Below are 17,459 nucleotides of genomic sequence, written 5' to 3'. Positions count from 1 at the left end.
CATACCGAGCCCCGGGGGCCCGGACGGGCCCGCCCGGGACCGTGCCGGACCGCTGGATTCCGGGGTACGCGACCGACCGCCCGCCGCCCACCGAACCCTGCACCGGAGACCGTGACTACTACCGCCTCCCACTCCCACCACCTTTCCCCCGCCTTCCCCGGCCGCGCCCCCTGGGGCACCGCGGGCAAGCTGCGCGCCTGGCAGCAGGGGGCCATGGACCGGTACGTACAGGAGCAGCCGCGGGACTTCCTCGCGGTCGCCACCCCGGGCGCGGGGAAGACCACCTTCGCGCTCACCCTCGCGTCCTGGCTGCTCCACCACCACGTGGTCCAGCAGGTGACCGTCGTCGCACCGACCGAGCATCTGAAGAAGCAGTGGGCGGCCGCGGCCGCGCGGATAGGGATCAAGCTCGACCCCGACTACAGCGCCGGTCCGCTGAGCCGGGAGTACCACGGCGTGGCCGTGACGTACGCGGGTGTCGGCGTCCGCCCGATGCTCCACCGCAACCGCTGCGAGCAGCGCAAGACGCTGGTCATCCTGGACGAGATCCACCACGCGGGCGACTCCAAATCCTGGGGCGAGGCCTGTCTGGAGGCCTTCGACCCGGCGACCCGGCGGCTCGCCCTGACCGGTACGCCCTTCCGGTCCGACACCAACCCCATCCCCTTCGTCACCTACGAAGAGGGCAACGACGGAATCCGCCGCTCCGCCGCCGACTACACCTACGGCTACGGCCACGCCCTGGGCGACGGCGTCGTTCGGCCGGTCATCTTCCTCTCGTACAGCGGCAATATGCGCTGGCGTACGAAGGCGGGCGACGAGGTCGCCGCCAAGCTCGGCGAGCCGATGACCAAGGACGCGATCTCCCAGGCCTGGCGGACCGCGCTGGACCCGCGCGGCGAGTGGATGCCGAACGTGCTGCGCGCCGCCGACCAGCGGCTGACCGAGGTCCGCAAGTCCATCCCGGACGCCGGCGGGCTCGTCATCGCCGCCGACCAGGATTCGGCGCGGGCGTACGCGAAGCTGATCCGGGAGATCACCGGGACGAAGGCGACGGTCGTCCTCTCCGACGACACGGGCGCGTCCAAGCGGATCGACGAGTACAGCGAGAGCACCGACCGGTGGATGGTCGCCGTCCGGATGGTGTCGGAGGGCGTCGACGTACCGCGGCTGGCGGTCGGTGTGTACGCCACCACCATCTCGACCCCGCTGTTCTTCGCCCAGGCCGTCGGCCGTTTCGTACGGTCGAGGAGGCGCGGCGAGACCGCGTCCGTGTTCCTGCCGACCATCCCCATGCTCCTCGGCTTCGCCAACGAGATGGAGGTGGAGCGCGATCACGTCCTCGACCGCCCGAAGAAGGACGGCGAGGAGGATCCGTACGCCGAGTCCGAGAAGGAGATGGACGAGGCGAACAAGGCGCAGGACGAGGACACGGGGGAGCAGGACCAGCTCCCGTTCGAGGCGCTGGAGTCGGACGCCGTCTTCGACCGGGTGATGTACAACGGCGCCGAGTTCGGGATGCAGGCGCACCCGGGCAGCGAGGAGGAGCAGGACTACCTCGGCATCCCCGGTCTGCTGGAGCCGGACCAGGTGCAGATGCTGCTCCAGAAGCGGCAGGCGCGGCAGATCGCCCACAGCCGTAAGAAGCCCGACGACGAGGCGGACCTGCTGGAGCTGCCCGCCGAGCGGCGGCCGGTGGTCTCCCACAAGGAGCTGCTGGAACTGCGGAAGCAGCTCAACACGATGGTGAGCGCGTACGTCCACCAGAGCGGGAAGCCGCACGGGGTGATCCACACGGAGCTGCGGCGGGTGTGCGGAGGCCCGCCGAGCGCGGAGGCGACGGCGGGACAGATCCGCGAGCGGATCAAAAAGGTGCAGGAGTGGGCGACGCGGATGAGGTGAGGGGACCTGCCCTGGGGCGGGTTTGCTTCAGCCGAGCTTGGTGCGCGCCGACCCCGGCCCTGATGCCGACCGCCGCCCGCGGGCGCGCCTTTGGCCCGGCCGCGCCGGGCCGCCCGCAGTATCGGCGGCCCGGGCCGCCCGGAGGGCCATCGCCTCGAACAGTGCGGCGGGCAGCCCGGACCGTGCGATGATCCGCTGCGCGGCGGTCCGGCACTGCACGAGCCCGCAGTGGACCGGGCTGGCGGCGAGCCCGGGCCGGCCGGGGTAGGTCATCGACTCGGGGGGCAGGTAGTGGGCCGCGCAGCCCAGGCACAGGTACCACGTGCGCACGTTCGCTCCTCACTGCGGGTGCTGGTGGTTGGTTCCGGATCCCGAGCAGTGGCTGCACGCCCCGGTCCACCGGTGCACCACCGGCCGGTGGTTGCCGTGTTCGTCCAGTTCCACGGTGTGCCGCTCGTGCTCGGTCAGACCGGTCTCGCCACACGATGCGCACGGCTGCTCAGTCATGCCACCAGGATGGCGCACCGGGGTGCCGCGGGGGAGGGGGCGTTCGGGAGTGCCCTCGTGTGAGTGAGGGCCCTGTGGCGCCTGGTGATCCTCCCGGGGCGCCGGTGGATCACCGCATGGTACGTACGTCCTCCACTTCCTCGCGGACGCTCGGGTGCGGGTCGTCGGCGAGACGGTCGAGCAGTTCGGTGACCCCGGGCGTGGACCAGCGGGCGACCGCCCGCACCAGACCGCTTCGTACACCGGGATCGGGGTGGGCGGCGAGGCGGGTGAGCCGGGCGAGCGGGCCGCGGCGACGCATGCCGAACCAGTAGAGGGCGTCGCGCAGTTCGGCCGGGTCCCCGGGGTCACCGGCGGCGGCGACCCTGGCGAGGAGTGTCTCGGCGGGCGGCGGGGGCCCGTCGAGGGGATGCGGCAGCCGCTCCCGCAGGCGCTGTGATCCGTACTCCCCGCGTATGCGGCAGCCGAAGCAGGTGCAGGGTCGGGTGCCGTGCGCGTCGGGCCGGTACCGCCACCCCGCGACCTGGGGCGCGGTCCGGATCCGGTGCACTTCGTGCGGCCCGACGGGCCGGGGTACGAACACCTCCCACCCCCGCGGATCGTCCAGCGCGCGGATCCGCCGTACCGCTTCGGCCGCGGTGGACCGGGCCCTCGGCTTTCGGTCCCCGTAGTGCGCGGCCAGCACGGGCTGGTCGTCGTCCAGCCGGATGTGGACGGCGACGAGGCCGCCGCGGCTGCCGAAGCGGGCGAGCTCGCGGAGCCACTGGTGGGTGAGGGTGTACGAGGGCAGCACCGGGAAGCAGTAGACGCCGCGCGCACCGTCCTGTCCGTGGCTGTCCGCACGGATCCCGGACCGCCGGATGCGCTGTGTGTTGGACGCGGAGGTCAGGTGTACGAACATCGCCATGAGCGGGCATGGTACGGGCACGTTCCCGCGGCCGTCCTGGGAATTGACGCCGCTGGAGGTCAGGAGGCCCCGAACTTGCGGTAGTCGAGAACGCCGTCCTTGAGCTTGGCAGTGGGGGTCTCGCCGTTCTGCACCTGACGGGACCGCTGGGCGATTGCCTTCCCGAGGGCCACCAGCTCCGCCCCGACGTAAATCTTCGCGTTGGGCCAGTCGGTCTCGACGGTTTCATGGGCTGGGGGCTCCCCGCAGGCGCGGGGACCACTTCGGCCGGGTCAGAGCCCACATCTTGAGGTAGGGACCATCCCCGCACGTGCGGGGACCACTTCCGCGGCCTCGGCCGTAGGTGGGCCGGGGCCGCTGGGTGCTACATCCGGGGAACGATGAAGCCCTTGACCGGTCGCTGCTGGGAGTTGTTGCCCGTCGACCGCTGTGCGCGTCGCCATGCAGCCACCAACTCGGCGTACCGAGGGTCGATCCACTCCTTGTTCATGGAGCCTCCTATCCGGTCTAGCCTAGAGGTGGTCAGCTCTTCGGCTTCGGTTTCGGCTTCGGAATGATGACGATCGGCCCTGAGTCGTCAGAGTGCTGACACTTCGCAGCCACGGACACAAGAGTGTCGTCAGGGGCGCGCCACATGTCCGGATCTACCCGGTATCCGGCTTCCGTGATGAGCGCAGTTGTGCGGGTGAGTACTGAAGAACTGAATCGGCCAGGGTCGGGCTCTTCGGGCTGGTGGTGCACGAATGCGCCGAACCGGCTGCACAGGCGTTGGTATACACCGGTGTGGAGGATCAGCGCATGCCATCCCTCATCAACCGTTCGAGACGGCACCATCGGTTCGCCAGGCCGACCGGCGGCCGTCGCGACGAAGGCGAGGGCTTGGTCGAGAACGCGGGTTGCTGTGCTGATGCTCATGCCGGGGTTGTTGCCGAGGATCGTTGCGAGCACGGTGGAGGCGTCAGCATCGGACAGGAGGGCTCGGGCTGACATGACCGGGGGCTGACTTGTCATGGTTTACTCCTTCGCTTCATCTGGAGAACCGGCGCCGGCGGGCTCGCCGGACCGGCAGAAAGGCGCCCTCAGGCACCCACTCGTCCAGGGCCGTGCAGGACACCCAGGCAGGCACCGACCAGTACGGTCTTCCTCGTGGCGCGCTTTCTCGGCGGCAGACGCGAGGCCTGAATGCGGCAGCTGTTCTGGCAGAGGGCGTCTCTGGCGTCCAGAGTGGATTTCCTGCGAAGCGCTCGCGACCCGTTGCTGGGTATCCCCATCATGGGTATCCACATTGTTGAGTTAACCCGCAGACTCGGGTCATCAGGGGGGCTGCATGTCCTACCAGCCGTCCACCGCGCTTCCGGAGAGACTCCTTGTAGACAAAGATGTGCAACGTGCCCTGAGGGAGCATGACTTCGGACGGGTGTTCAGGGCGGCGCGTGATCGGGCCGGGATCACTTACTCCCGTATCGCTATCGAGTGCGATATCAAGCCGGAACGGGTGGGCACGCTCGCCCGTGGCATGGGGCGCATCACGACCTTCGGCAAGATCGCCCAAATCGCGGACGCTTTACGCGTTCCGGGGCACATGGTTGGTCTGTCCCCCCGGCCATGGGAATCCGGCGGCAGTCCTTCGTGTCCGGATCGCAACGAGAGCGGGTCAGATGTGCGTCGCCGAACACTGCTACGGGCCACTGGACTCGCAGCTTCTCTCTCCGCGCTCCACCGGCCAGCCGTACCGAGCAGAGTCGCCGTTGATGATGTGCACATGCTGCGCGTGCGCACCGACCGCCTCAGGCGTCTGGACGAAGTCCTTGGTGGTGGGGATACCTTCCGTGTCTACCTCGGGGAGTACCAGGCGACCAAAAGCCTTCTGCGTACATGCTCCTTTACGGAAGAATCACGTCGCTGTCTTCTGTCGCTCCTTGCCGAGCAGTCCCAGCAGGCCGGGTGGGCTGCGTTCGACGGCGGCGAGATTTCCCAGGCCGCCAGCCTTTACGAGGAGAGCAAGGGGCTGGCCCTTGAAGCGGGTGACATGGATCTTCTGGGGAACGGACTTTGCTTCCTTGCCTACCAGACCCTGGACAGGGCTGATGCAGTCCATATGGCAACTGCAAGTTGCGCAACCATCAACTCCGCAACACCATCTGCTGTTCAGGCGCTTCTCCACGAGCGGATGGCGTGGGCGTGCGCGCTGGCCAACCAGGCAGAGCAGTCGGAACGGGCGTTGGATGCAGCCCGAACGGCACTCGACTCGGCGCAGGATGGAGAGCCACAACCGGACTGGGCCGCCTGGGTCGATGGTACGGAGCTGGACATCATGACGGGTCGCTGTTGGGCCGAGTTGCGCCGCCCACTACGCGCGGTCCCTGTTCTCAAGCAGGCTCTGGATGCTTACAGCGATCACAACGCTCGGGACAAGGCTCTGTACATGTCCTGGCTCTCGGACGCCTATCTCATGGCTGGCGAGGTTGAGGAAGCGGCCAGAGTGGCCGGCCGCGCCCTCGACCTTGCTTCAGGGGTAGCTTCTGTGCGACCGCGAATGCGGCTCGCCCCGGTACTGGAGCAACTAGGTCCACATCAGAGTCTGGGAGCTGTCCAGGAGGCGCTTGGGAGAGCAGTGAGGACTTAGGAGTGCTCTGTCGAGACGCTGCTGTCAATCCACTCCAAACACCGTTGCGCACCTCGGACGATCGGTGTGGCGAGCAGCTCCGGGTTGTCCCAAGGGTGGTGTTCCAACAGGTACTGCTCAAGCTGGGGGTACCTGTCCGTCGTCGTGGTGAGCAGAAGCCGCCATTCGGTACCTTCGCCAAACTCCCCCAGGTGCCAGAACACGGAGCCGACAGGCCCAATGACCTGGGTGCCGGCTGCTAGACGTCCTTTGATCGCGCCTTGAGCAAGCTCGACGGCCTGTTCCCGTAGGGGTGTTGCAGTTGAAACCTGTACGTAGTCGGTCATGGGTGGAGCCTAACGACGGCTGGCTCGCAGGCGAGGTCGTACATGTGAGAGCGCGTATCTGGACGCCGGGGCGGAACCGGATCTTGTCAAGAATCGAGTGGGCAGCAGTGCGGCCAGAGAAGCGCCGAGCATTTCCGGTTCTGCCGATGCGCCGATGGGTGTTTCGGCTACCCGCACGCGGCCGAGGTCGCGTTGACGGGACCATCCCCGCACGCGCGGGGACCACATGAGCCTTGACCCTGATGACCCGCGTCCGCCGGGACCATCTCCGCACGCGCGGGGACCACTTGCGGACGAGGGCGCCGTACTCCTCAAGGTCGGGACCATCCCCGCACGCGCGGGGACCACACCTGGGCCGAGGTCGACGCCCAGCCGATGCAGGGACCATCCCCGCACGCGCGGGGACCACAGATGAGCGGGGCCGAGCGGTGACAACCGCGGGGGACCATCCCCGCACGCGCGGGGACCACCCCGACACCCCGCCCGCCACCACCCATTGGTGGGGACCATCCCCGCACGCGCGGGGACCACCCTCCCTCTCCCAGCGGGAGCCGGTCCAGATCGGGACCATCCCCGCACGCGCGGGGACCACGAATGGGCGGAGCACCCGCAGTGGATTGCCCAGGGACCATCCCCGCACGCGCGGGGACCACGCGGAGGGCCCGACCCAGCACACCCGTTTCCGGGGACCATCCCCGCACGCGCGGGGACCACAGGTACCGGATCGACAACGCCCAATAGGTGATGGGACCATCCCCGCACGCGCGGGGACCACGCGGTCTTCTTCGTGGTCGAGTCGTCAGAGTTGGGACCATCCCCGCACGCGCGGGGACCACGCCAGGGCGAGAACGACGACGGTGTAGACGGGGGGACCATCCCCGCACGCGCGGGGACCACGGCAGCGACGTCCTGGAGGAATTCGAGGGCGAGGGACCATCCCCGCACGCGCGGGGACCACTCCCACGCATTCGCTCCAGTTCGACCACCACCGGGACCATCCCCGCACGCGCGGGGACCACGCGGACGGCCGCCTCCGGGACATGACAGGCCGGGGACCATCCCCGCACGCGCGGGGACCACACGACCTTGTGAGCCGGGTACCTCTGCTCGGTGGGACCATCCCCGCACGCGCGGGGACCACACTTCCTGACCTGCTGCTTCATCGGCCGGGGAACCAGTTCTCACGCAACTTTGCCGACTCCGGCAAATCTGTCGAAAACGACGAAAACCGCTCTGGTTGGTCTGGATCGTGCAGCAAACCAAACCCCCTCCCTCGGCTCCGGCCACCGACGATATCGGTTCCTCCTCACCCATCCGAGGGAATCCGTCAAACGGCCCAATTCGGGCTGTTCGCATGCTCTCTACTTCCCTAGAGTCCAGGCTGACTACCTACGGCCAGCCTTGGAGGTCGCGATGGCCGAGCCGATCACACGCAACGCGGGCGACGGGGGCGGCGGAGAAGGCGGCGGCGCTGGTGAAAACCTCCCGGGCCAGCCGTGGACCCCGCCACAGGAGCCGCCCAGCCCCGATGGAAGCGCTCCCGAAGGGGACGGCAAGCATCGGAAGTGACTGCCTCCGGCCTGGACGGTTCCGCGCGGGACGAGGTGTATCGCAAGCTCCTTGACTCGGGCGCCCTGGCGCCGGAATGGGTTCCTGCCTTCGAGGCCGTGCCGCGATCCGCGTTCCTGCCCGAGCTGATGTGGCCCTTCGACATGGACACGGGCACGAGCTTCAGCGTGTCCAGGAGCGGCGACCTCGACCTGTGGCATGCCTACGCGGATGCCGATGTTCCTGTCGTGACCCAGTGGGACGACGGAGCCCACACCGGGGCCGACCCCGGCCGGCTGTCGACCTCATCGGCGTCCATGCCGAGCGTCGTCGCCCGGATGCTCAGGGACCTGGACGTACAGCCGGGTGCGCGGGTGCTGGAGATCGGCACCGGTACGGGTTGGAACGCCGCGCTGCTCTCGTATCGACTCGGCGCCGCGAACGTGGTCACGGTAGAGGTTGATGAGGCCGTGGCCGACGCCGCCCGGGCCCGCCTCAGCGCTGTCGGCCTGCACCCCGGAGTGGTCACCGGAGACGGCCTTCTCGGGTATCCCGATGGCGCTCCGTACGACCGGATCATCGTCACCGCCGGCGTCCGCGACCTGCCCTACGCATGGATTCGGCAGACCCGGCCGGGCGGGCTGATCGTCGCCCCTTGGGGGACGCACTACAGCAACGTGGACTGCGTCGTACGGCTCGTCGTGGCCGAGGACGGGCGGAGCGCGTCCGGCAGGCTCACCGGAGCGGTGGAGTTCATGAAGGTCAGATCCCAGCGGCACCGTGTCGATCAGACCGCGTACCTTCCGGATGGGTTCCCGGGCGACGCGGTCACTACGGTCACCGAACTGACCGCTGCCGACCTTGGCCTCGACGACCGGCTGCGGCACCCATTCGCTGCCGTTGCGGGCCTGCTGGTCAGTGAGTGCACCTTGCTGACCGACCGGCGGGGAACTGCTGTCAGTGCGTGGCTCTACGGCCTGACCGATCGGTCGTGGGCAGCGGCGGTACTCGTCGACGGCCAGGTGGGCAGCACGGTGTATCAGAGCGGCCCGCGGCGACTCTGGGACGAACTGACCCGTGCCCATCAGTGGTGGGTGGCAGCCGGGGAGCCCGATGTCACACGCTTCGGTCTGACCGTGACCGCGGGACGTACGAATGCCTGGTTCGACAATCCGAGAAGTCCTCTGCTGCTTCAGGATGTCGAGAACGCCGGGTAATGGGGCTCCGAATTCGGGCTCGCCGACTGGGCTGGGGTGGGTGGCAGTGCGCTGCCTGTGCCTTGGCCAGGGGGTAGGTGCGGTTGATCACCGGGGCGATCTGGCCCCTCTCGGTAAGGTCCTTCAGGGGCAGGAGATCCTCGCGGCGGTGAGGGAGACGAGGCGGCGGAGGTTCTGGGTGATGAAGGGGGAGAGCAGGACGGCCCGGAGGCCCCGGCCCATGCCGCTCGACTCTCGGCCACGGCGTGGTCACGGGAACAGTGCGGGCTCAGCCCGGTGAACGGGGCTGTCCAGGAAGGCTCCAACGCCGTGATCACACGAGACACGCCAAGATCATTTCACTGTGCCCGGCAGCTACGGGACGGCCGAGAGCGGTGTCTCACGACGTTGGTTCCACGGAAGTCGTCGAGGGCGAGCCGAGCTGAGTCGTCCGAACACTCGGGCCCGGACCACCGGCGGCATCGCGCAGTAGTTGCCGGACTCCGCGCACAGGTCGGTAACCGAACGCGTTCGCTGCGGCGGTCGAGTCGTACACCCGGTCCAGGCGATCGGGTACTGGCCACCCCTGGTCGCGGAATGCCTGGACGACGTCCGGAACCCGTTCGGCGAGCACTGCGCCCGCATCGCGGGAAAGGGCAAGGCAGTCCTCGCGGTGAAACGGGTGCGGCCCGGAGATATTGAACCTGCCGGTAACGGTGGGGTGTGCCACGGCCAGGACCCCCGCCGCTGCTACGTCGGCAACGTCGACTGCCCGGTGGAGCAGGTGGCGGGCTCGCACCGACAGCGGCTCCGGAAAGCATCGCGCTATGCGCAGCGTGACCGAAGAAATGGTGCAGCCGGCGACCAGCTCCTCCGCAGCCAGTTTGGTCTCGTCGTAGATATCCCTGGGAAGCGGTGTGAGCTGCTCGTCCACCCAGACGGCACGGTCGGTGGGCTCCAGGGCGTGTCCGTACACACTCGTACTGCTGATGTAGAGAACCCGCCGGGCGCCGAGGCGGTCGGCGTCGTCGAGCAGGCCCGCGGTCGCATCTACGTTCACGGCTCGGAACTCTTCATCGGCCAGGCGGCCGACATGTGGGGCGTGCAGCGCGGCACTATGGACCAGGGCATCGGCCGACTGCAATGCGGCCAGTCGCACCGGCTGGTTTCGCAGGTCTCCGACGACGCTCGTCCAGCGGCCGGGAATCCGGTCCACGCCGCGGACCACCCAGCCGGCCGTGTCCAGTGCCTCAGCCAGGGCCGCTCCTACTTGGCCCGAACTTCCGGTAACCGTAACCAGCCCGGCGTGGGCTCTGTTCACCGCTGAGTGCACGCGTCCGACTGTACGGCGTGGAACCGATCTCCTGAGATGGGAACGGCTGAACAGGGAGGCGGACTCGGCTTGCGGTTGCGGTTGCGGTTCGTATCTCCAGGGCTATCAGTACAGCTCACGCCGGACGGCTCATCCCAGGGGGAGAGGCCGATGCCGCCTCCGTTGGCGGCGGGACGGCGATGGGTGTGGGCGTGGCGGGACCATCCCCGCACGCGCGGGGACCACTCCGAAGGCGACCGACCATGACACACGGTCCTGGGACCATCCCCGCACGCGCGGGGACCACGGACCCCACTACTCCCTGTCTGACGTGCGCCGGGGACCATCCCCGCACGCGCGGGGACCACTCGGTCAGCCGCCGCTACCCGCGGCTCGGCGGGGGACCATCCCCGCACGCGCGGGGACCACCCAGCGTGCGCCAGCGCCCAGAGCTCCACCTCGGGACCATCCCCGCACGCGCGGGGACCACTCTCCGACCTGCCGCTTTCTCACCCGCCCGCGCCGTTCTGAAGCAACTTCACCGACTCCGGCGAAACGTGCCAAACCATCGCAACGCATACCGGTCGACACACCTCGACTCCCCCCTCCGCTCCACCACACCCCGACCCTACTGACCGGCCCCTCCCCCCACCGCCGAAATGGGCCCGCCGATGCGGAAGGGGAGTCTCCGGGGGGTCGTGGTGAAGGCTCGGCAAACAGCCATCAAACGGGCCGCGTTGGTATACCCCCGACCGGATTCTGGACGAGGTCTTCCGCTGAGCGAACCTGGTCGCTACTGTCCCGCTCACCAATCTTGCGCCCCGTGGCAGCGAAGCCGCGGAGCCCATCCGGTGTGCCATGGCCTGCCGGCGGGTCCTCGGTGCGTCGCCGGCGGGACGGCGCCGCGTCAACCGTGGGGCTTCGCCGTCACTCACTCCGAAGGAGAGGGCCTCGTGACCGCGGAGACCTCCCAGACGCTCGACCGGGGACTACGTGTCCTCAAGCTCCTCGCCGACACCGACCACGGGCTGACCGTCACCGAACTGTCCGCCCGGCTCGGGGTCAATCGCACCGTCGTCTACCGGCTGCTCGCCACGCTGGAGCAGCACGCGCTCGTCCGGCGCGATCTCGGGGGGCGGGCCAGGGTCGGGCTGGGCGTGCTGCGCCTGGGGCGGCAGGTGCATCCGCTCGTACGGGAAGCCGCCATGCCCGCGCTGCGCGCCCTCGCCGAAGACATCGGCGCCACCGCCCACCTCACCCTCGTCGACGGCGCCGAGGCACTGGCCGTCGCGGTCGTCGAACCCACCTGGACCGACTACCACGTCGCCTACCGCGCCGGGTTCCGCCATCCCCTCGACCGGGGCGCCGCCGGGAAAGCCATACTCGCCGCCCGCCAGGGGAACGGCGACAACCCCGGCTACATCCTCACGCACGGCGAGCTGGAGGCCGGTGCCAGCGGAGCCGCCGCGCCCCTCGTCGGTGTCACCGGGATAGAGGGCAGCGTGGGGGTGGTCATGCTCTCCGACTCCATCCCCGAGCGCGTGGGGCCCCGCGTCGTCGACGCCGCCCGGGAAGTCGCCGACGCGCTGAGGTGAGGTAGGGCGGGCTGAGGCAGAGGGAGCGCCGGGAGTCGGGGGTGCGCTCGGACGCTCCCGGCCCCGCCCGCCCCGACCGGTCCCGCCCGCCCCGACCGGCCTCCCCCGCCCCGGTCTCCCCGCCCGCCGCCGTACCCTCCGCCGCCCCGATAGATTGGGCCCGTGCCCTTCCGTCTCACTCGCCCCCGCGCCCTCCTCCTCAGTGCCGTGCCCGTCCTCGGGCTGCTCGTCGCCGCGGCCTTCGCGCCGCTGCCGTTCGTGATCGCGCAGCCCGGGTCCACCGCCGATGTGCTCGGGGCGCAGGACGGCACCCCGGTGATCACCATCGAAGGGGCGCCCGTCCGGAAGACGACCGGCGAGCTGCGCATGACCACCATCTATGCGACCGGGCCCGCCACCGATGTCAATGTGGACGAGGTCGCCGACAGCTGGTTCAGGGGGGACCGGGCGGTCCTTCCCCGGGAGGCCGTCTACCCCTCCGGGAAGTCCGACAAGCAGGTCGAGAAGATCAACCTGGAGGCCATGGAGGAGTCGCAGAACGATGCGACCAAGGCGGCCCTCCGCTATCTCAAGAAGGACCCCGCCCAGGTGAAGGTCAAGCTCCGCCTGGAGGACATCGGCGGGCCCAGCGCCGGTCTGCTGTTCTCCCTCGGGATCGTCGACAAGCTCGACGGCAACGGCGCGGGTGGCGATCTCACCGGGGGGCGGAGCATCGCCGGTACGGGCACGATCAGCCCCGACGGCACCGTCGGCGAGGTCGGCGGCGTCTCCCTCAAGACCCAGGCCGCCAAGCGCGACGGCGCCACCGTCTTCCTGGTGCCCGAGGGTGAGTGCTCCGACGCCCGTGCCGAGCAGCCGAAGGGGCTCAGGCTGATCCCCGTCACGACCCTCACCGGCGCCGTCGACGCACTCCGCGCCCTGGAGAAGGGCGACAAGGTTCCCTCCTGCTAGCCCGACGACCTAGCGGTCCGCGTGGTCCGCCGCCTGCTCCACCAGCGGGATGATCCGCAGCGGTACGGGGTTCTCCATCACGATCGCCGTCGACGCCCGCACGATCCCCTCGAAGCCCACCACCCGGTCGATCACCCGCTGCAGATCCGCGTTCGACCGCGCCACCAGCCGGCAGAGCATGTCGCCCTCACCCGTCGTCGTATGCAGCTCCAGCACCTCCGGTACGGATGCCAGATGCGCCCGTACATCCGGCCCCTGGCCCTGTTTGATTTCGAGGGTCGCGAACGCCGTCACCGGATAGCCCAGCGCCGCCGGATCCACCTGCGGGCCGAAACCCCTGATCACCCCGGTCGACTGGAGCCGGTCCAGCCTCGCCTGCACCGTCCCGCGGGCCACCCCCAGCCTGCGCGACGCCTCCAGTACGCCGATTCTCGGCTCCCGTGCCAGCAGCACGATGAGCCGCCCGTCCAGATGATCAATCGCCACGAGGACTCCCCGATGGTCATCATGTACAGAAAGTGCCCCCATCGTGGACCCACAGTGGGCAGATTGCCCAGGGGTACTGCGAACTATTGCGCACCTTGTGGATCGGGGGGAGCCTGCGACTATGACTGAGACCACTGATCACCACCCCACCACCGCGCGCGAGGCCGACCCCTTCCCGGTGAAGGGAATGGACGCGGTCGTCTTCGCCGTCGGCAACGCCAAGCAGGCCGCGCACTACTACTCAACGGCCTTCGGCATGAAGCTGGTCGCCTACTCCGGACCGGAGAACGGCAACCGCGAGACCGCCGCCTATGTACTGGAGAACGGCTCCGCCCGCTTCGTCTTCACCTCCGTCATCAAGCAGGCCACGGAGTGGGGCGCCTTCCTCGCCGGCCATGTCTCCGACCACGGCGACGGCGTCGTCGACCTCGCCATCGAGGTCCCGGACGCCCGCGCCGCCTACGCCTACGCCACCGAGCACGGCGCCACCGGTCTCGTCGAGCCGTACGAGCTGAAGGACGAGCACGGCACCGTCGTCCTCGCCGCCATCGCCACGTACGGCAGCACCCGCCACACCCTCGTCGACCGCTCCGGCTACGACGGCCCCTATCTGCCCGGCTTCGTCGCCGCGGACCCGATCGTCGAGCCCCCGGCCCGCCGCACCTTCCAGGCGATCGACCACTGCGTCGGCAATGTCGAGCTGGGCCGGATGAACGAGTGGGTCGGCTTCTACAACCAGGTCATGGGCTTCACCAATATGAAGGAGTTCGTGGGCGACGACATTGCCACCGAGTACTCCGCGCTGATGTCGAAGGTCGTCGCCGACGGCACGCTCAAGGTGAAGTTCCCCATCAACGAGCCCGCGATCGCCAAGAAGAAGTCCCAGATCGACGAGTACCTGGAGTTCTACGGCGGCGCCGGAGTCCAGCACATCGCGCTCGCCACCAACGACATCGTTGCCACGGTGCGTACCATGCGCGCCGCCGGGGTCCGCTTCCTCGACACCCCCGACTCGTACTACGACACCCTCGGCGAGTGGGCCGGTGAGACCCGTGTCCCCGTGGAGACCCTGCGAGAGCTGAAGATCCTCGTCGACCGCGACGAGGACGGCTATCTGCTCCAGATCTTCACCAAGCCGGTCCAGGACCGGCCGACGGTCTTCTTCGAGATGATCGAACGCCATGGCTCCATGGGCTTCGGCAAGGGCAATTTCAAGGCCCTCTTCGAGGCCATCGAGCGCGAGCAGGAGCGCCGCGGCAACCTCTGAGACCGCCCGCCCGTCGATGCGGTACGGGTCGCCGGCCCCGTACCGCACCCCCGTTCGCCCCTCGTACCTGTCTACGATCGGTGCCGTGTGCGCACATGTGATGATCGCCGAGGACGACGACAAACAGGCCGAGCTGGTCCGCCGGTATCTTCTGCGCGAAGGGCACTCCGTCACCCTGGTGGCGGACGGCCGCGCGGCCGTCGAGGCCGTCCGCCACCGGCCCCCCGACCTGCTCGTCCTGGATGTGATGATGCCCAGGATCGACGGCCTGGACGTGCTGCGGATCCTGCGGGCCGAGGCGTACGAACTCCCCGTGCTGATGCTCACCGCCCGCTCCACCGAGGACGATCTGCTGCTCGGACTCGACCTCGGCGCCGACGACTACATGACCAAGCCCTACAGCCCCCGCGAGCTGATGGCCCGGGTCCGTACCCTGCTGCGCCGCACCGCACCGCGCGGCGGGACCGCCCCGCCCGCCGACGAGCATCTGCTGACCGTCGGGGACCTGGTCGTCGACCCGGAGAAACACGAGGTCAGGGTCGGAGGCGGCAGTATCGACTGCACGCCGGGGGAGTTCCGGATCCTCGCCGCGATGGCCGGTGAACCCGGCCGGGTCTTCACCCGCCAGCGCCTCCTCCAGGAACTCCACGGCTACACCCGCTACATCGGCGACCGGACCGTCGACGTCCACATCATGAATCTGCGGAAGAAGGTCGAGACCGAGCCGAGACGGCCCGAGAAGCTGCTGACCGTCTTCGGCGTCGGCTACAAGCTGGTCGACCCCACGGCGAGTACCAGCACGGGTACGGGTACGGGAGGCGGTGGCCGTGCGTCGTAGCCGGTCGGAAAAGCAGGACCCGCGCCCCCGGCGCCTCCCGCTCCGCAAGAGCCTCCTCGCCCGGCTCCTCGCGGTCTCCGCCCTCGTCGCCGTCTGCTCCGTCGCCGCCACCGCCTGGCTCGCCGCGCAGACCACCACCGGCGCCATCAAACGCGAGCAGGGCCGCGATCTGGCCAAGGACGCCCAGATCTACCGCGAACTCCTCGGCCACGCCGCCACCAGCCCCCAGTGGGACGGTGTCGAAGGCAAGGTCGCCACGCTGGCCGCCGCCCACGACCGGCGGATCGTCCTGGTCAACCGCCGTACCCAGCTCGTCATCGCCGACTCGTCCACCGCGAAGAAACCACCCCCGCTGCCCGAGACGTCGTCCGCCCTCATCGACCCCCTGAACACCGACGCCGCCCTCGTCGAAGCCACCGAGCAGACCACCACCGGGGCCGGGACGAAGACCGGCAAGGGCAGTATCGACCCGCGTGCCGTCGGCCCCTTCCAACTGCCCCGCAAGGAGCGGGAAGCGCTCCGCGGCCTCGCCGAGAAGGTCACTGCCTGTCTGCGCAGACTGTCCGTCACGGCCGAGCCCATGACCACCCCCAGCGGCCGCTCCTACGTCCGGATCGCGGGGCTGCAACCCGAGCGCTACCAGCAGTGGTGCTCACTCGACCGGCTGGCGCAGCCCACCACCACCGAGAAGAAGGCGGTCGCCGCGCTCAACAAGCTCTCCGACGACTGTCTGCGGCAGGCCAAGCGCCCACCCCTTCCCCTCTGGCTCAGCCATGGATCCGAGGGTGAACCCCGGATCCTCATCGGCGACGGGAAGGGCCCCATCGAGCCGACGATCTTCCCCGTCGAACAGCCGATGCCGGGACCCGCCGAGAAGACCCGCGTGCCCCGTATCGAGATCACGGACGCGAAGCTGATTCCCCACAAGGTCGACAGCGTCGTCGAGAACTGCGTCGAAACCGCCCGCCGGGGCCAGCTCGGCTCCCATGTCGCCGCCACCGCCCTGCTCTACATCAGCGACCCCGACGGCAGCCCCACCGCCCCCGGCTTCGACCTCTCCCCGGACGACTCCGCCCGGATCGCGGGCGCCGCCGCACTGGTCCTGGCCCTGACCGTCGGCGCTTCGGTCCTGGCCGCGACCCGCCTGGTCCGGCCCCTGCGGGCGCTGACCTCGGCCGCACAGCTGATGAAGGACGGCGAGGCCACCGCACCCGTCCCCGTACGCTCCGACAACGAGATCGGCCGGCTCGCCGCCGCCTTCAACGACATGGCCGCGCACCGGACCCGGCTGGAGACCCAGCGCCGCGAGATGGTCGGCGACGTCGCCCATGAGCTGCGGACCCCGCTGAGCACCATCCGGGGCTGGCTGGAGGGCGCCCAGGACGGTGTCGCCGACCTCGACCCCGCCTTCGTCTCGTCGCTCCTCGAAGAGGCCGTCCAGCTCCAGCACATCATCGACGACCTCCAGGACCTCGCCCAGGCGGAAGCGGGCGAGCTGCGGCTGAGCCCCGCGCCGGTACGGATCGGGGAGCTGCTCGCCCAGGTCGCCACCGCGCACGCGCCCCGCGCCGAGACGGCCGGGGTCCGCCTCGCCGTCACCGCCCCCGACGGGCTGCCGGACCTCACCGCGGACCCGGTCCGGCTGCGCCAGGCCGTCGGGAACCTGGTCTCCAACGCCGTACGCCACACCCCGCACGGCGGCACGGTCACCCTGCGGGCGGGCACCGCCGGGAACCGGCTGACCGTCGAGGTCGAGGACACGGGGAGCGGGATCCCGGCGGAGGACCTGCCGTATGTCTTCGACCGGTTCTGGCGGGCCGACAAGTCCCGCAACCGGCGGACCGGCGGCAGCGGGCTCGGCCTGGCGATCGTACGGAAACTGGCCGAGGCGCACGGCGGTACGGCGACGGCCCGCAGCACCCCGGGGGAGGGGTCGGTGTTCACCCTGGAGCTGCCGGTGGCGGGACGGGAGGGCGCGGCAGGGCCGGGCCGGTGAGC

16 protein-coding genes and 2 CRISPR repeat arrays are annotated in these 17,459 nt (G+C 69.6%); of the genes, 8 read left to right on the top strand and 8 right to left on the bottom strand.

Annotated elements, in window-relative coordinates; genetic code table 11:
- Window positions 1–111 precede the first annotated feature (111 nt).
- Window positions 112–1,902: a DEAD/DEAH box helicase gene (locus B7R87_RS10540; protein ID WP_040916180.1), complete on the top strand. Its 1,791-nt coding sequence runs from the start codon at window positions 112–114 to the stop codon at window positions 1,900–1,902.
- A gap of 27 nt (window positions 1,903–1,929) precedes the next feature.
- On the opposite strand, the gene B7R87_RS10535 is transcribed toward B7R87_RS10540, so the two are convergent.
- From B7R87_RS10535 to B7R87_RS10520, 5 genes are all read right to left on the bottom strand, one after another.
- Entirely contained in the window at window positions 1,930–2,232 is a 303-nt protein-coding gene (locus tag B7R87_RS10535; RefSeq protein WP_130584639.1) for a hypothetical protein, read from the bottom strand.
- Between the two features lie 9 nt (window positions 2,233–2,241).
- Window positions 2,242–2,409 (bottom strand): hypothetical protein, encoded by a 168-nt coding sequence (locus B7R87_RS10530; protein ID WP_157997774.1) that lies wholly within the window; start codon window positions 2,407–2,409, stop codon window positions 2,242–2,244.
- Window positions 2,410–2,518: 109 nt separating this feature from the next.
- Window positions 2,519–3,316 carry a HEAT repeat domain-containing protein gene (locus B7R87_RS10525; RefSeq protein ID WP_006349060.1) on the bottom strand — a complete coding sequence of 266 codons (798 nt, stop codon included), beginning with the start codon at window positions 3,314–3,316 and terminating at the stop codon, window positions 2,519–2,521.
- A gap of 364 nt (window positions 3,317–3,680) precedes the next feature.
- Entirely contained in the window at window positions 3,681–3,806 is a 126-nt protein-coding gene (locus B7R87_RS34070) for a hypothetical protein (RefSeq protein ID WP_269847450.1), read from the bottom strand.
- A gap of 32 nt (window positions 3,807–3,838) precedes the next feature.
- Window positions 3,839–4,327, bottom strand: coding sequence for a glycine-rich domain-containing protein (locus B7R87_RS10520; RefSeq protein ID WP_006349061.1), 489 nt, complete (start codon window positions 4,325–4,327; stop codon window positions 3,839–3,841).
- Between the two features lie 316 nt (window positions 4,328–4,643).
- On the opposite strand from B7R87_RS10520, the gene B7R87_RS10515 reads away from it, so the two are divergent.
- Window positions 4,644–5,942, top strand: coding sequence for a tetratricopeptide repeat protein (locus B7R87_RS10515; RefSeq protein WP_040916182.1), 1,299 nt, complete (start codon window positions 4,644–4,646; stop codon window positions 5,940–5,942).
- Here B7R87_RS10515 and cutA read toward each other — a convergent pair.
- The gene (gene cutA / locus B7R87_RS10510) at window positions 5,939–6,268 is read right to left on the bottom strand and encodes a divalent-cation tolerance protein CutA (RefSeq protein ID WP_040916183.1); all 330 of its coding nucleotides are present in this window, start codon (window positions 6,266–6,268) and stop codon (window positions 5,939–5,941) included. The two genes, B7R87_RS10515 and cutA, sit on opposite strands and share 4 nt — an antisense overlap.
- A 197-nt stretch (window positions 6,269–6,465) precedes the next feature.
- Window positions 6,466–7,409: a CRISPR direct-repeat array (repeat unit 29 nt; unit sequence GGGACCATCCCCGCACGCGCGGGGACCAC).
- 424 nt (window positions 7,410–7,833) lie between these two features.
- Here cutA and B7R87_RS10505 point away from each other — a divergent pair.
- Window positions 7,834–9,033: a methyltransferase domain-containing protein gene (locus B7R87_RS10505; protein ID WP_006349064.1), complete on the top strand. Its 1,200-nt coding sequence runs from the start codon at window positions 7,834–7,836 to the stop codon at window positions 9,031–9,033.
- Window positions 9,034–9,412: 379 nt separating this feature from the next.
- On the opposite strand, the gene B7R87_RS10500 is transcribed toward B7R87_RS10505, so the two are convergent.
- The gene (locus tag B7R87_RS10500; protein ID WP_233169038.1) at window positions 9,413–10,333 is read right to left on the bottom strand and encodes an NAD-dependent epimerase/dehydratase family protein; all 921 of its coding nucleotides are present in this window, start codon (window positions 10,331–10,333) and stop codon (window positions 9,413–9,415) included.
- A 208-nt stretch (window positions 10,334–10,541) separates the two neighbouring features.
- Window positions 10,542–10,814: a CRISPR direct-repeat array (repeat unit 29 nt; unit sequence GGGACCATCCCCGCACGCGCGGGGACCAC).
- 463 nt (window positions 10,815–11,277) lie between these two features.
- Between B7R87_RS10500 and B7R87_RS10495 the strand changes: the two genes are divergently transcribed.
- Both B7R87_RS10495 and B7R87_RS10490 read left to right on the top strand, forming a co-directional pair.
- Complete coding sequence (locus B7R87_RS10495) at window positions 11,278–11,919, top strand: IclR family transcriptional regulator (protein ID WP_006349066.1); 642 nt, start codon at window positions 11,278–11,280, stop codon at window positions 11,917–11,919.
- Window positions 11,920–12,081: 162 nt separating this feature from the next.
- Window positions 12,082–12,870: a YlbL family protein gene (locus tag B7R87_RS10490; protein ID WP_006349067.1), complete on the top strand. Its 789-nt coding sequence runs from the start codon at window positions 12,082–12,084 to the stop codon at window positions 12,868–12,870.
- A 9-nt stretch (window positions 12,871–12,879) separates the two neighbouring features.
- Here B7R87_RS10490 and B7R87_RS10485 read toward each other — a convergent pair whose 3' ends face one another.
- Window positions 12,880–13,356 carry an Lrp/AsnC family transcriptional regulator gene (locus tag B7R87_RS10485; RefSeq protein WP_006349068.1) on the bottom strand — a complete coding sequence of 159 codons (477 nt, stop codon included), beginning with the start codon at window positions 13,354–13,356 and terminating at the stop codon, window positions 12,880–12,882.
- Window positions 13,357–13,477: 121 nt separating this feature from the next.
- On the opposite strand from B7R87_RS10485, the gene hppD reads away from it, so the two are divergent.
- The 3 genes from hppD to B7R87_RS10470 all read left to right on the top strand — a co-directional run bounded on the left by hppD (window position 13,478) and on the right by B7R87_RS10470 (window position 17,457).
- On the top strand, window positions 13,478–14,623 hold the full coding sequence (gene hppD, locus B7R87_RS10480) for a 4-hydroxyphenylpyruvate dioxygenase (RefSeq protein ID WP_006349069.1): 1,146 nt from the start codon (window positions 13,478–13,480) through the stop codon (window positions 14,621–14,623).
- 100 nt (window positions 14,624–14,723) lie between these two features.
- Window positions 14,724–15,461: a response regulator transcription factor gene (locus tag B7R87_RS10475; protein WP_040916184.1), complete on the top strand. Its 738-nt coding sequence runs from the start codon at window positions 14,724–14,726 to the stop codon at window positions 15,459–15,461.
- The gene (locus B7R87_RS10470; protein ID WP_006349071.1) at window positions 15,445–17,457 is read left to right on the top strand and encodes a sensor histidine kinase; all 2,013 of its coding nucleotides are present in this window, start codon (window positions 15,445–15,447) and stop codon (window positions 17,455–17,457) included. Before B7R87_RS10475 ends, B7R87_RS10470 begins: the two co-directional genes overlap by 17 nt.
- Window positions 17,458–17,459 lie beyond the last annotated feature (2 nt).

The sequence above is a fragment of the Streptomyces tsukubensis genome, assembly GCF_003932715.1.
GTDB lineage: Bacteria > Actinomycetota > Actinomycetes > Streptomycetales > Streptomycetaceae > Streptomyces > Streptomyces tsukubensis.
This window is presented reverse-complemented; position numbering and strand designations above follow the sequence as displayed.

Excerpts from the sequence above, each read along its gene's own strand:
- B7R87_RS10515 (WP_040916182.1), top strand. The coding sequence starts at position 4,644 with ATGTCCTACCAGCCGTCCACCGCGCTTCCGGAGAGACTCCTTGTAGAC.
- cutA (WP_040916183.1), bottom strand. The coding sequence starts at position 6,268 with ATGACCGACTACGTACAGGTTTCAACTGCAACACCCCTACGGGAACAG.
- hppD (WP_006349069.1), top strand. The coding sequence starts at position 13,478 with ATGACTGAGACCACTGATCACCACCCCACCACCGCGCGCGAGGCCGAC.
- B7R87_RS10530 (WP_157997774.1), bottom strand. The coding sequence starts at position 2,409 with ATGACTGAGCAGCCGTGCGCATCGTGTGGCGAGACCGGTCTGACCGAG.
- B7R87_RS34070 (WP_269847450.1), bottom strand. The coding sequence starts at position 3,806 with ATGAACAAGGAGTGGATCGACCCTCGGTACGCCGAGTTGGTGGCTGCA.
- B7R87_RS10475 (WP_040916184.1), top strand. The coding sequence starts at position 14,724 with ATGATCGCCGAGGACGACGACAAACAGGCCGAGCTGGTCCGCCGGTAT.
- B7R87_RS10520 (WP_006349061.1), bottom strand. The coding sequence starts at position 4,327 with ATGACAAGTCAGCCCCCGGTCATGTCAGCCCGAGCCCTCCTGTCCGAT.
- B7R87_RS10525 (WP_006349060.1), bottom strand. The coding sequence starts at position 3,316 with ATGGCGATGTTCGTACACCTGACCTCCGCGTCCAACACACAGCGCATC.